This window comes from Vibrio breoganii, from assembly GCF_001677275.1.
GTDB classification, from domain to species: Bacteria; Pseudomonadota; Gammaproteobacteria; order Enterobacterales; family Vibrionaceae; genus Vibrio; species Vibrio breoganii.
Genome location: NZ_CP016177.1, coordinates 1099884 through 1113969, shown reverse-complemented (window position 1 = coordinate 1113969; position 14086 = coordinate 1099884). Strand labels below are relative to the sequence as shown.

The following is a 14086-nucleotide window of genomic DNA, read 5'->3' as shown; positions in this document are numbered from 1 at the left end:
TCATACAAGGCGATACTGTTTAACCTATCAAATAATCGGCTCTGTTAGCAATCGTGTTATGATTAGCCTAACCCGTTTGCTGCGCGTATCATAAAGCAAATGTTGTTTCGTGAGAATGAACTCATACAGTTTGTTTACAAAAATGCAAGGTAGTTAACATGTCTAGCGGCAACCGCCGACCTCAAAATAAGTCTCGAACTTCTGAAACATCTTCGAAGCCCAGTAACAAGTTCAGCCAAAAGCGCTCTAGCTCTTCCAATCGAAGAAAGCCTGTACGCACGGTTAAACGTGTTTCTGCCGAAGAGCGAAAAGTACTGCTGTTCAACAAACCTTTTGATGTATTAAGCCAGTTTACTGATGGTGACGGCAGGCAAACTCTTGCCGACTTCATCAAGGTAAAGGACGTGTATGCTGCAGGAAGACTCGATAGAGATAGTGAAGGATTATTACTGCTGACCAATGACGGTATTTTACAGGCTAAATTGACTCAACCTGATTCAAAATCCCCAAAGACCTATTGGGTACAAGTAGAAGGCGCGCCATCAGAGCAAGATTTGGATAAGCTGCGCAATGGTGTAGAGCTAAAAGACGGCATGACACTACCCGCACAGGTAGAAATCATGCCAGAGCCTGAGGTATGGGATAGAAACCCTCCAGTGCGCTTTCGCGCGGCCATTCCAACCACTTGGCTTGCGATTACCATTATAGAAGGTCGCAATCGACAAGTGCGCCGCATGACCGCCAACATCGGCTACCCCACTCTGCGATTAATCCGCTATTCCATAGGTAAATACAGCCTAGGCGATTTACCAAACGGTGAATGGAAAGAAGCCGACCCTAGGACCTAGGTTCTAGGCTCTGTTTAATCTGACAGCTGACAGCTTGAAGCTTGAGGCTGCCTCACTCCCCTTCCATAAACCCTAAATCTGGAAGACGGTCTAAATGCTCTGCATAACGCTTTTCGTTGAACTCTGCGCCGTTGTTCACTACATCAAACACTTCGATTGCTACCGCGCAACCAATCATGGCGATAGCATCGTCGCGGCTATTGCCTGTCATCATTAGGCGCATCAGCGTTTCTTTTACTTTCTTTGGATTGCCAGATTCGATCTGATTTTCAACGATTTCAATTAGTTGGTCTTGAACTTCTTGTTGGTCTTGCATGGTCTTTGGCCCTATTGTGGGAGCAACGAAATGTTGGCACATAGTATGACAGAAAATGTTTACACTTTTCAGTCAATTTGAAAGTGTGATTCACATCGCGGATCTGTCACACTGGGTTTGTTTCTGTTAGAATCTGCGACCGTGTTTATCTAGTGGTAATTTTGAATGTCTGACAACAGCCAAAAGAAAGTCATCGTCGGCATGTCCGGTGGGGTTGATTCCTCTGTCTCTGCGTACCTGCTTCAACAGCAAGGCTATCAAGTTGAAGGCCTGTTTATGAAGAACTGGGAAGAAGACGACAACGAAGAGTATTGTACAGCAGCAGAAGACCTTGCCGATGCGCAAGCGGTCTGCGACAAGCTGGGCATTCATTTGCACACGATAAACTTTGCTGCAGAATATTGGGACAACGTGTTTGAGTACTTCCTTCAGGAGTACAAAGCAGGTCGTACGCCAAACCCAGATATCCTTTGTAACAAAGAAATCAAATTCAAAGCCTTCTTGGAATTTGCTGACGAAGTTCTGGACGCTGATTACATTGCAATGGGTCACTACGTGCGTCGTACCTTCCCTAGCGCAGAAGAAATTGCGGCAGGCGAAAAGCCACGCATGCTTCGCGGCCTAGATGGCAACAAAGATCAAAGCTACTTCTTGTACACGTTAAGCCATGAACAAGTTGGCCGTAGCTTATTCCCTGTGGGCGACATCGAGAAACCAGAAGTTCGCCGCATTGCTGAAGAGCAAGGTCTGATCACAGCGAAGAAAAAAGACTCAACTGGCATCTGTTTTATCGGTGAGCGCAAGTTTACAGATTTTCTTTCTCGCTATTTGCCAGCACAGCCGGGTAAAATTGAAACCCCTGAAGGTCAAGAGATTGGCGAACACATGGGTTTGATGTACCACACCCTAGGTCAACGCAAAGGTCTACACATTGGTGGCCAAAAAGGCGGCGGTGGTAACGAAGACCCATGGTACGTTGCTGAGAAAGACCTGAAGCGCAACGTATTGATTGCGGTTCAAGGTGCGGATCATCCATTGCTTAAGTCTGAAGGCCTAATTGCCTCTCAGTTACATTGGGTCGAACGCAACCCTATTCGTGAGCCAATGACTTGCACTGTGAAAACGAGATATCGCCAAACCGATATTCCATGTACCATTATTCCTGTGGACGACGAGAACATCAAAGTGATCTTCGACGAACCACAAGTAGCCGTTACCCCTGGTCAATCTGCGGTCTTCTATAAAGACGATGTATGCTTGGGTGGCGGAATTATCGAAAAACGAATCAAAGCTTAAGACAAAGGAGTTCTTACGTGGCAAATACCAATTATGACCGTACCATCGCTTTTGCTGGCATTTGCCAGGCTGTCGCTTTAGTTCAACAAGTGGCAAAAGACGGACATTGTAATTCTGCCGCGTTTGAAACCTCAGTTGCTGCAATTATCAATACCAACCCTGCGGACACGGTCAGCGTCTTTGGCAATGAGCGCGATCTAAAGGTGGGTCTTGAGTGTCTAGCACGTGGCATTGATAGCTCGGCGACAGGCAATGAGTTGACTCGCTACGTGATAAGCTTGATGGCACTGGAGCGCAAGCTAAGCCAGCGCCGTGACTCTATGGCGCAACTGGGCGATCGCATTCAACAAATTGAGCGCCAAACTGAGCACTTTGATCTGTTTGAAGAACAAATGATCAACAACCTCGCGAGTGTCTATCTTGATGTGGTCAGCCCTATAGGCCCGCGTATTCAAGTCACTGGCAACCCAGCAATGCTTCAGCAAACCTCGGTACAAAGCAAGGTACGTGCCCTACTCCTGTCTGGCATTCGTAGTGCCGTACTGTGGCGTCAGGTGGGTGGCAAGCGTCGCCACCTAATCTTTGGCCGCAAGAAAATGATTGAGCAGGCTGAGATACTTTTAGCTCGAATTTAAACATTGGCTCGCGCATTGTCGCGAGCTAATTTTTTTGCGCACAGAAAATTAACGCAATCGTTTGCGCAACACTAGTGACAATTGCCCTTGTTACTGGTATAAACCTCACAAAATTTAAGAAACTCAACTCGGGAGAACAACATGGAACTGTCAGCATTGACTGCTGTTTCACCAGTAGACGGCCGTTACGGTAGCAAAACCTCTGCACTACGTAGCATCTTTAGTGAGTATGGCCTCCTAAAATACCGTACTATCGTTGAAATCCGCTGGCTACAAAAGCTTGCAGCAACAGATGCAATCGCAGAAGTACCAGCGTTTAGCGCTGAAGCAAACCAATTTCTTGATAACGTAGCGGCTAACTTCAGCGAAGAAGACGCACAACGCATCAAGGACATTGAGCGCACGACTAACCACGACGTAAAAGCGGTTGAGTACTTCCTAAAAGAAAAAGTTGCTGGCGTACCAGAGCTTCACGCGGTTAACGAGTTCATCCACTTTGCATGTACTTCAGAAGACATCAACAACACCTCTCATGCACTAATGCTTAAAGAAGCGCGTGAGACTGTGATTCTTCCTGAGATCAAGAACATCATTGATGCTCTAAAAGCACTTGCTGTTGAATACCGTGACATTCCACTGCTATCTCGCACACACGGTCAGCCAGCTTCCCCATCGACTATGGGTAAAGAAATGGCTAACGTGGCGTACCGTATGGAGCGTCAATACAAGCAGATCGAAGCTGTTGAGATTCTAGGTAAAGTGAACGGCGCAGTAGGTAACTACAACGCTCACCTATCCGCTTACCCTGAAGTAAACTGGCACCAATTCGCAGAAGAGTTCATCACTGAGTCTCTTGGCGTAACTTGGAACCCATACACAACTCAAATCGAACCACACGATTACATCGCTGAACTATTTGATGCAGTTGCTCGTTTCAACACTATCTTGATCGATTTCGACCGTGATATCTGGGGTTACATCGCACTGGGTCACTTCAAGCAAAAGACCATCGCTGGCGAAATTGGTTCTTCAACCATGCCGCACAAGGTTAACCCAATCGACTTTGAAAACTCGGAAGGTAACCTAGGTCTTGCTAACGCTGTATTCGGCCACCTAGCACAAAAACTGCCTATCTCTCGCTGGCAGCGCGACCTAACTGACTCTACGGTTCTTCGTAACCTAGGTGTTGGCGTAGGCTACGCAATCATTGCTTATACTTCGACTCTGAAAGGTATTAGCAAGCTAGAAGTAAACCGTGAAGCGCTACTTGCTGAACTAGATAAGAACTGGGAAGTATTGGCAGAGCCAGTACAAACAGTAATGCGTCGCTACGGCATCGAGAAGCCATACGAGAAGCTAAAAGAGCTAACACGCGGTAAACGCGTTGACGGCGAAGCAATGCGTAACTTCATCGACGGCCTAGAGCTTCCAGAAGACGAGAAAGCTCGCCTGAAAGAAATGACTCCAGCGAACTATATTGGTCAAGCAATTGAGTTGACGGATAAGCTTTAAGTTATTAGCTACTAGCTACTAGCTACTAGCTACTAGAAGATAGTAAAAAGCCTGAATCGAAAGATTCAGGCTTTTTTTGTGGGCTTTATCATGCACACAGTGGAAGCAAACAAATGTCATCCTGAACTCGATTCAGGACCTTAGAGAGTGCCTATAGCTGGCTATTGCACTCCCCAAGATCCTAGATAAGTTCTTCGAACTTTCTAGGATGACGAGTGCGTTATATTAAATATATATGCACAATTGATAATCAAATGCCAACCCACAGGCTCTTAGCATGCACTGAGTGAAAGCAGGCAAATGTCATCCTGAACTCGATTCAGGACCTTAGAGAGTGCCTATAGCTGGCTATTGCACTCACCAAGATCCTAGATAAGTTCTCCGAACTTTCTAGGATGACGAGTGCGTTATATTAAATATATACGCACGATTGATCATCAAATGCCAACCCAACAAGTTCTTAGCATGCACACAGTGGAAGCAAACAAATGTCATCCTGAACTCGATTCAGGACCTTAGAGAGTGCCCAAATCGGGTTTTCGTACTCCCCAAGTTCCTAGATATTTACTTCGTAAATTCTAGGATGACGTATTTGTCTAATTCAACTTTGGACCGCTTACTTAACCTACAAAGAGCTTCTAAACATCTCTAGGTATTTCTCTGCCGCTACGTCCCAGCCGAAGTCTTGCTTCATGGCGCGTAGTTGCACTTCAGCGAACTCTGTTGGTTGTTGAAGGTATAGGATCAGTGCGCGTTGCATACAAACCAATAGCTCGTCTGGGATTGGGTCGTGGAATGAGAAGCCGGTACCAACGCTTGGCTCGGTATCGTAATCATTCACGGTATCCTTCAGGCCACCTACATCGCGAACGATTGGCAGTGTGCCGTAAGCCATAGAGTAAAGCTGGTTCAAGCCACATGCTTCAAATTCTGAAGGCATTAGGAAGAAATCTGAGCCTGCTTCCACAAGGTGAGCTAGACGGTTGTCATATGCTTCTACAAAAGCAAACTTGTCGCCGTACTGCTCTGATACTTCACGCAGCTGCGCGGCAATATCAGGATCGCCAGTACCGATGATCACTAGTTGTACATCGTTCTTCAAGAAGCGATCTAGGATAGGAAGAATGTAGTGGAAACCTTTTTGATGAGTCAAACGACACACCATGCCGAACATAGGTAGCTTAGCCACAGGAAGATTGAACTCCTGTTGAAGCGCTGTTTTGTTGGCAGATTTACCGGCTTTAAAGCTCGCCTTAGTTGGCTTGAACTTCTTCACTAGGTACTTATCTGTTGCTGGATCCCATTCGCTGTAATCACAGCCATTAACGATGCCAGAAAAATCGGCAGAGCGAGAGACGAAGTCATTCACTAAACCATGAGAACCTAGTGGGGTCTTCAGTTCTTCTGCGTAGTTCGGGCTCACGGCATTTAGCTTGTCAGCGTATTGGATACCTGCACGTAGCATGCTGATACAATCGTGACCGTAGTTCACCGTGCTTGCTTCAACTTGCTTTAGTTCTGGGATGATGCTCACTTCATTGTATGGGTAAATGCCCTTAAACAATGCGTTGTGAATAGTCAGTGCGCTCTTGATGCCTTTATAGAAATCGTTGTTCGCAAAGCGTGTCTTCAATAAGAAAGGCACTAAGCCAGTGTGCCAATCATTCGCGTGAACCACGTCAGGCTTGAAGTTAAGCTTCGGCAGTGCGTCTAGGCTTGCTGCAGCAAAGAACGCGAAACGCTCACCGTTGTCCGCATACGCTTGGTTACGCTCAGCATAAAGCTCTGGACGGTCGAAATACTGTGCACACTCAAATGCGTATACTGGTACGCCATCAAGCTCTAACTTCCGAACTTGATACGGAGTATGTGGAAAGTGCTCTAGCGTAGTAGAAAGCACAACTGGGCTCTGTTCAAAGTTAGGTAACTTTGTATAGCCAGGGATTGCAATCGCAATGTTAGTGCCAAGGTTTTGTAGTGCTTTAGGCAGCGCCTTACCAACGTCAGCCAAGCCTCCGCTTTTTACTAGTCCTTCAGCTTCGGAAACTGTAAACCAAACTTTTAATTGTGACATTTTGGGGAAATCCTGTTTTTCATTAGAGCTGTTGACAGCTTCTGTTTTTGATAGATTTGACTCGCGTCATTTCTAGGCGATTTTAACATAAAAAACAAACGATTGCGCTAGTGCTTCGCGGCATTGGTCAGCAAGCTCAATATAGGCATTGGGTTTAATGTTCTCGAGCAGTGCATCGAATCGCAAGCCATTGTCTTAATGGGAGTTAACGCGGAGATAAAAAAAGATAAAAATGCTTTTATATGGAAATTTAGTGGCTTTGAAAATAAAAATGCCCAGCACTGAGGCTGGGCATTGAAGTACTTATGTTTTACTAGTGATTACCAGTAGAAACGTGCACCAACTGCGAAGTTGCTTTCGCCGTCTGCCATTGTTGGAGCTACTTGAGAATCAGAACCTTGGTTGTTGTAACCTAGAGTAGTACCGTCACCGTAGCCGTATTCACCGTATACACGTGCCCAAGAGTTAAACTTGTGCTCTACACCAACGTAGATAAGCGTGCCGTCTTCATCACCATTGTCACCAACGAAGCCACTTGCATCTTGCATTGTGTATTCGTAACCAGCGTAAAGTGCAGTTTTTTCCATCATTTGGAAGATACCAGCTAGAGAGATACCACTTTCGTCAATTTTCTCTGAACCATTTTGATTTGCTAGTTCAGCCCAGTAGTAAGTGAAACCAATTAGGTGATCACCAAGACCGTACTCTGCAGTAAATTCAGCGTAAGTGTTTTCTAGCTCAAAACCGTTAGTAGCAGTACCTGCTGTCTCACCAGTATAACCAGCACCTGCGTGTAGAGCTAGGTCACCAACATTACCACCAACGAATAGTTCGTATAGATCGTTTTCAGAATCAGAATCGTTTAGACCCCAACCTGCTTTAACCCAGAAGCTATCGAAGTCGATGTTGTATTTGATTTGAGATTCGTGTTGAGCACCGTTAAGAGTTGAGTAACGTAGTGCTGAACCACCGAAGAAGTAAGAGTAATCAGCGCCGTACACGTCATCCGAAGTAGTCCACTGCTTACCAAATTTGATTGTACCGAAGTCACCAGCGAAACCAACATAGTGCTGACGTACGTTAACGTCAGTGTTGTCGCGAATGCCTAGCTCAACAAGGCCTACTACATCTACGCTATCTGTGATTGCGTATTGACCCTTAACACCTGTACGAGAAGAACCAGAGCTCAATGTTGCGTCGTGGTCGTTACCGTCTAGAAATTTAAGTTCTTGACGTAGTTGACCGTAAAAGTCTACTGAACCGTCGTCTGACTTGTAGATTTCTGCTGCGTTTACAGAAGTTGCAGCTACAGATGCTACTGCTAGCGCTAATAGTGTCTTTTTCATGTTAATTTACGTCCTTTTCTTTTAACTCGAACCCTATGCGGCTCTTGAAATAATTTTATTTTTATAATCATCAGGCGAAAATGCTTCTACATCTACGTTCTCCTGAAGTTGGTGATACATTGCAATTTTTCTAAAGCAGTGTCAAACACCCTAAAAATTACAAATGAAAATATAAAAAACCTTAAAAAACAACTATTTAAAGCAGTGCAAATACATAGCTCACAGTTTTTACAGCCAATTCACCACCACTTAACAATTTTGCAAAATAATAATTCTACAGAATTAACCACTGCTTTTGCTTTTACATTCAGGGTTTAATTTATTGACATAACAAAATCTAAAAGCACTTATAAAATTATCTACCAAGATGGCGCGACAATGGATTCATATAGAAGTTTCAGTAGCTTAGGTAGCCTAATGACATTTATGAGATATTGATCACGAAAAATATTCGATAAATAACATTTTGAGGGGAACTCTTTGTGCTTTAGAGGTGTGTTATCATGGCCAAAGCATCTAACTGTTTGAAAAGAAATGAATAGAAAAATCCAAGAAGCGATTCGCCACAGCTATAAAAACCTGCATGATCAGCTGGATAACTTTATCCCTCGTCGCGCGCAAAATTACCTTGTAGCAGAGATAACCAAGACCTTATGTGGTGATTATCACAAGTCGAATCGCCTCATAGTGGCTGAAGCCGGAACTGGCATTGGTAAGTCATTAGCCTATTTGATGGCCGCTATTCCAGTGGCAAAGTTTAGTAGCCGCAAGGTGGTGATCTCTACCGCTACCGTTGCTCTGCAAGAACAGCTGATTAATAAAGACCTTCCCCTTTATCGTCGCCTAGTGGATTTCGAGTTCTCTTTTATATTGGCCAAAGGCAGACAACGCTATTGCTGCGCTGAGAAGCTCGCGGCGGCATCCGGCGCGGATGAGACGCAATTAGCCATGTTCGAAACCAAGCCAAACAAATCAGATATCGATTTGTTGGAGAGAATGTACAAGGCGCTGTCTGAGAACAAATGGGATGGTGATAGAGACTCTTGGCCCAAGCCGATAAAAGATGCGGTTTGGCAAAGCATTGTCAGTGATAAGCACAGCTGCAATAACGGACTCCCAGCACATAGGGATTGCCCTTTTCAGAAAGCACGCTCTGAGCTCGATAAAGCCGATGTGGTTATTGCCAACCATAGTTTGGTTATGGCCGACTTAGACTTGGGTGGCGGCGTAATTCTTTCCGAGCCGGAAAATACCATCTATGTATTCGACGAGGCGCACCATCTCCCTAAGGTTGCCAGAGATCACTCCTCCGCTTCCGCTAGCTTAAAAGGCGCGGCGGCATGGCTAGAAACCCTAAACAAAAGCAGCAGCAAGATATCTTCTCTCGGTGATGCCAAAAGAGTCGATCGCTTTCTTACTGAGCTGCAAAACTCTATCGGTGAGATCATTCCCAGCCTAAACAACGTTGCGCGTCAGCTAGACCCGGCCGGTTTTAAAGAAAATCGATTGAGATTTGAGCATGGTGAACTGCCCCATTGGCTAGTAGAGCAAAGTAAAGAGCTAAAAACCGTCTGTAATAAGGCCGCACAAGCTCTGGCTAAGATCACCGACCTTATTAGTGAACGCGTTAAAGACGGTGAGGTATCCCCTCGCTTAGCCGAGCCAGCGCTTGCCGAAGCAGGCTTCTTTTTGCAACGTCTAGAAAACCTCGCCAAGGTTTGGCAGTTAATGGCTGAGCCGTCACGTGACAAAGGCGCTCCACTGGCTCGCTGGATCGAAACTAACCCCGAGCGAGAGCTGGATTTCATCGTCAGTGTTTCACCTTTGGAGGTGGGCTGGTCTCTTGATCAGAAGCTTTGGAGCAAGTGTGTTGGCGCGGTATTAACCTCAGCCACACTAAGAGCACTCAATTCGTTCCAGTTTTTCTGCCAGCAAAGTGGTGTTAGCTACGATAAAGAGGAAGGAACGCAGTTTTTAGCCCTCGCCTCGCCCTTCGACTATCAGAACAATGCCGAATTGATTGTGCCTAAAGCAAAGTATGAGCCTCAAGCGCCACAGTTTACCGAATACCTCAGTGAAGAGCTGATTAATTGGTTAGTGCCTGATAAGGCCAATCTCGTGTTATTTGCCTCTTACTGGCAAATGAACCAAGTTGCGGATGCAATGCAAAAAGAACTCACCAAAAAGGGTTGGCAGTTGCAGGTTCAAGGCGACAGTTCTCGAATTGAAATCATAAAAAATCATAAAGCCGCAGTAAAAAAAGGAAAAACCAGCATCTTGTTTGGTACCGGCAGCTTTTCTGAGGGTCTTGATTTACCTGGAGAGCTATTAGAGAACCTGGTCATTACCAAGATCCCATTTGCGGTTCCCACTTCGCCTGTAGAAGAAGCCCACGCCGAGTATATAGAAAGCCGTGGCGGCAATCCGTTCATGCAAATTGCGGTGCCGGAGGCCAGTAAAAAGCTGATCCAATCTGTAGGGAGATTACTGCGCAAGGAGCAAGATTCTGGTAGAGTTATTATCTTCGACCGCCGTATCGTAACCAAACGTTACGGCAAGGCATTACTAGACTCTTTACCACCCTTTAAACGTCGCATCGATTAGGACTGATTCATTACTCAATGGAATACATAGAACCAAGTATGCTGCTCATATTGGCCATTGTTGCCTTTATAGCAGGCTTTATTGATGCGGTCGCTGGCGGCGGTGGGATGCTTACTGTCCCAGCTTTGCTTTCTATTGGCTTACCTCCACATATCGCTTTGGGTACCAATAAGTTAGCTGCCTCGTTTGCCTCTTCAACAGCGGCCTTTACCTATTACAAGAAAAAGCTGTTTAAGCCTAGATTATGGCTGCCTACCTTCATTGCCACTCTCATTGGCGCAACGTGTGGCACCTTGTTTGTAGATTCTATTTCTACCGAGTGGTTAGAAAAGGTGCTCCCTCTCGTTATTTTGGCGGCAGCTCTTTATACCATCATCCATAAAACCCCCGATGCGAATAAAAACCTAATGCCTGAGCCGGGTAGAAAGCACAACATCACGCAAGTGACGCAGGGCTTTAGTCTGGGTTTTTATGATGGCGTGGCAGGACCTGGAACCGGCGCGTTTTGGACCGTCAGTAGCATGGCACTCTATCGCCTGAATATATTGCTAGCATCTGGCCTTGCGAAAGCAATGAACTTCACCAGTAATTTCACCTCATTGATTACCTTTGCCATATTGGGACATATCGATTGGCTATTAGGTCTGACGATGGGCTTCTGTCTAATGCTTGGTGCGTATTTTGGAGCACACTCGGCCATTCGATTTGGCGCTAAGTTTATCCGCCCTGTATTTGTCACTGTGGTGACTATCCTAGCTGCTAAGCTTGCTTATGACGCTTGGTTCGTCACTCTGTAAGGGATCTTGATGAGTCAATTCGCACAACTAAAAGAAAAACTATCGCAAATGGCGTACAGCGCAGAACAGCTGGACAAGCAGCGTGGCGAACATCACCTGCCCTTGTTTGATAGCAGTTTATTTAACTGCCGTGCCAAGGTGTTGCTGCCTTGCGTAAAAGAAGCCACTAACACCTATGAAGCAATAAGCCGTGAAAAACAGCACGGGCTACTCACAACTGAGCGTGCCGAGTATTTATCCGAACGATTGCTAGCACAAATAAGCGCCATAACGCGCGAGCTCTCCACCGCTTACTTTCGTAAAGATGAGCCTAAGCACAAGAGCTATTACCGCAAGCCTATCAACGCCATCTATCAAGACCTTGCTAAACACAAAGAGTGGGAGCGCCAGCTCATGGAGATGGTGATAGATAGACAGCGCGCATTAGACACCGCGGTGGGTTTTAATCAAGGCCAAGCTCAAAAAGCCTTGATCACCGCAGAGCAGCGCCTGCAACGTTGCAAAGACGCCATTATCAAGATAGAAAAACAGATAACCTTTAGGGAGCAACATCAATAATGAGTGAACCTAAATCGCCATTAGATAATGCACCAGATGACATTAAACTGGCTGTCGACCTTATCTACCTGTTTGAATCCAATGAGGTAGATATCGATACCGCTCTCTCTGCCCTTGAGATCGTTAAGAGCGATCTGATCAGTAAAAAACAACAACAAGACTAGCTCTGCTCAATCAACGGAATTGAATAATGAAAGTAATTAGTTTCAATATCAACGGCCTTCGTGCCCGACTTCACCAACTGCAAGCCATCATAGATAAGCACCAGCCAGACGTTATCGGACTGCAGGAAATCAAGGTACATGACGAAGCCTTCCCTATCGAAGACGTCGAGGCAATGGGATATAAGGTGTATCACCATGGTCAAAAGGCCCATTATGGTGTGGCAATGCTTTGTAAGAAAGAGCCGATCTCAGTACAAAAAGGCTTCCCTACTGACAATGAAGATCATCAAAAGCGCATGATCATGGTGACAGTAGAAGACGCACAAGGCCTGCCGGTGACCATCCTTAATGGCTACTTTCCCCAGGGCGATAATATCTCCCATGAAACTAAGTATCCCTATAAGCGCCAGTTCTACAAAGATCTCATGACCTACCTAATTGATCATCACAACAGCGAAGAGCAGTTAATTGTTATGGGAGATATCAATATCAGCCCTATCGATGCGGATATAGGCATTGGCGAGCCAAATCGTAAGCGCTGGCTTAAGACGGGTAAGTGCTCTTTCCAACCTGAAGAGCGTGAGTGGCTAAAGACATTGATGGATTGGGGCTTTGAAGATACGTTCCGCAAGCTGCAGCCTGAAGTGAATGACCGTTTTTCGTGGTTTGATTATCGCTCTAAGGGCTTCCCTGATAATCGAGGCTTACGTATTGATGTGGTATTGGCAACGCCTTCTCTTGCAGAGAAATGTATCGAATCAGAGGTTGATTACGAACTGCGTGGCATCGAGAAGCCTTCTGATCACGCTCCGATCTGGGCAACCTTTAAATAGTTGCCCACTTGAAACGTAAAAAGGTAGCCATTGGGCTACCTTTTTTATTTTATGCTTTGCTTAGGTCACGCGCTGGGTATGTCAATGTCATACTGTCTACGGTTACATGGACATAATACCCACCCGCGCTTAAACCTGTGACTACCATTTGGCCAAGATCAATACCCTTGGTTGCTACCACTACGTCTTCGATTTCAAACATTTATATACCCAATTTGCAGATAAAATAGAACTGACTCTTTGCTTGGGCGGTATTGAAACAGATTGTTAGGATCTGGACTAATCCGATTATTTGTCGTCTAGATGATTAAATTTTATCGTTCAGTAACGCATAAACCCTCAATGCATAAACCATGAATAATAAGCACAAAAAAGCCGACTGGATCTTCATCAAGTCGGCTTTAGATTTATCGTGTTTCTATTTCGATTCTAATGGTCTTAGATACGCTAAGAATTTCTTCTCTGCATGTTTGAATACGAACAAGATAATGAAGGTCAAACTCATATAGAACAGGCCTGCCGTTAGGAAAGACTCAAACGGCGCGTAGTATCGAGAGTTCACCAAACGCGCTGCACCGGTCAAATCAAGTATGGTGACAATACCTGCAACGGCCGAGCCATGCAGCATGAAGATCACTTCATTACTGTAAGCAGGCAAAGCACGGCGAAGTGCACTTGGCAAAATGATTCTACGATAGGTGGCAAATGGACTCATACCATAAGCCTTAGCCGCTTCCACTTCACCTTTAGGTAAACCATTAATAGCGCCACGTATGATTTCAGAGGTGTACGCTGAGGTATTAAGGATAAATGCGACTAACGCACAGAACCACGCATTCTCCCACATGGTATCTTTTACTGGGTAGAACTGATCCATACCGTAATAAATCAGATACAACTGCACCAATAAAGGCGTGCCGCGGAAGAAATAGATAAATGCCCAAGTCGGCCCTACGAACAACCAGTTTTTACTGTTGCGCGCAATGGCTAAAGGAATGGCAATACACAAACCGATGATCAGCGCCAAGCCTACCAGCCATACCGTGGTGTATAGGCCTTCTAAATAGATGTCGAAGCTGTCGAGGATAATTGAGAAATCCATG

Annotated in this window: 14 protein-coding genes; 9 read left to right on the top strand and 5 right to left on the bottom strand. The window is 45.4% G+C overall.

Going from position 1 to position 14086, the window contains the following annotated elements; genetic code table 11:
- The first annotated feature begins 158 nt into the window (after positions 1-158).
- Entirely contained in the window at positions 159-848 is a 690-nt protein-coding gene (locus tag A6E01_RS05165) for a pseudouridine synthase (protein ID WP_065209727.1), read from the top strand.
- A 52-nt stretch (positions 849-900) separates the two neighbouring features.
- Here A6E01_RS05165 and A6E01_RS05160 read toward each other — a convergent pair whose 3' ends face one another.
- A complete protein-coding gene (locus A6E01_RS05160; RefSeq protein ID WP_017030351.1) occupies positions 901-1164 on the bottom strand; it encodes a hypothetical protein in 264 nt (87 codons plus the stop codon).
- Between the two features lie 165 nt (positions 1165-1329).
- On the opposite strand from A6E01_RS05160, the gene mnmA reads away from it, so the two are divergent.
- The 3 genes from mnmA to purB all read left to right on the top strand — a co-directional run bounded on the left by mnmA (position 1330) and on the right by purB (position 4607).
- A complete protein-coding gene (mnmA, locus tag A6E01_RS05155) occupies positions 1330-2460 on the top strand; it encodes a tRNA 2-thiouridine(34) synthase MnmA (RefSeq protein WP_065209726.1) in 1131 nt (376 codons plus the stop codon).
- A gap of 17 nt (positions 2461-2477) precedes the next feature.
- A complete protein-coding gene (gene hflD / locus A6E01_RS05150; protein WP_017030353.1) occupies positions 2478-3095 on the top strand; it encodes a high frequency lysogenization protein HflD in 618 nt (205 codons plus the stop codon).
- A 141-nt stretch (positions 3096-3236) separates the two neighbouring features.
- Positions 3237-4607, top strand: a complete 1371-nt coding sequence (gene purB, locus A6E01_RS05145; RefSeq protein ID WP_017030354.1) for an adenylosuccinate lyase — start codon at positions 3237-3239, stop codon at positions 4605-4607.
- Between the two features lie 625 nt (positions 4608-5232).
- Here purB and glgA read toward each other — a convergent pair.
- A complete protein-coding gene (gene glgA / locus A6E01_RS05140; RefSeq protein WP_017030355.1) occupies positions 5233-6681 on the bottom strand; it encodes a glycogen synthase GlgA in 1449 nt (482 codons plus the stop codon).
- Positions 6682-7001: 320 nt separating this feature from the next.
- Complete coding sequence (locus A6E01_RS05135) at positions 7002-8027, bottom strand: porin (RefSeq protein WP_065209725.1); 1026 nt, start codon at positions 8025-8027, stop codon at positions 7002-7004.
- A 534-nt stretch (positions 8028-8561) separates the two neighbouring features.
- On the opposite strand from A6E01_RS05135, the gene dinG reads away from it, so the two are divergent.
- The 5 genes from dinG to xthA are packed head-to-tail and all read left to right on the top strand — an operon-like array spanning position 8562 to position 12983.
- A complete protein-coding gene (dinG, locus tag A6E01_RS05130; RefSeq protein WP_065209724.1) occupies positions 8562-10631 on the top strand; it encodes an ATP-dependent DNA helicase DinG in 2070 nt (689 codons plus the stop codon).
- Between the two features lie 17 nt (positions 10632-10648).
- Positions 10649-11428: a sulfite exporter TauE/SafE family protein gene (locus A6E01_RS05125; protein ID WP_026012825.1), complete on the top strand. Its 780-nt coding sequence runs from the start codon at positions 10649-10651 to the stop codon at positions 11426-11428.
- A gap of 9 nt (positions 11429-11437) precedes the next feature.
- Positions 11438-11986 (top strand): primosomal replication protein, encoded by a 549-nt coding sequence (locus A6E01_RS05120; RefSeq protein WP_017030360.1) that lies wholly within the window; start codon positions 11438-11440, stop codon positions 11984-11986.
- Positions 11986-12150, top strand: a complete 165-nt coding sequence (gene rsmS, locus A6E01_RS05115; RefSeq protein WP_017030361.1) for a pleiotropic regulatory protein RsmS — start codon at positions 11986-11988, stop codon at positions 12148-12150. Before A6E01_RS05120 ends, rsmS begins: the two co-directional genes overlap by 1 nt.
- Positions 12151-12176: 26 nt before the next feature.
- Positions 12177-12983, top strand: a complete 807-nt coding sequence (gene xthA, locus A6E01_RS05110; protein WP_065209723.1) for an exodeoxyribonuclease III — start codon at positions 12177-12179, stop codon at positions 12981-12983.
- 49 nt (positions 12984-13032) lie between these two features.
- On the opposite strand, the gene A6E01_RS21405 is transcribed toward xthA, so the two are convergent.
- Positions 13033-13185 carry a hypothetical protein gene (locus tag A6E01_RS21405; RefSeq protein WP_167714319.1) on the bottom strand — a complete coding sequence of 51 codons (153 nt, stop codon included), beginning with the start codon at positions 13183-13185 and terminating at the stop codon, positions 13033-13035.
- Positions 13186-13401: 216 nt separating this feature from the next.
- Entirely contained in the window at positions 13402-14085 is a 684-nt protein-coding gene (locus A6E01_RS05105) for an ABC transporter permease (RefSeq protein ID WP_017030364.1), read from the bottom strand.
- Position 14086: the final 1 nt, after the last annotated feature.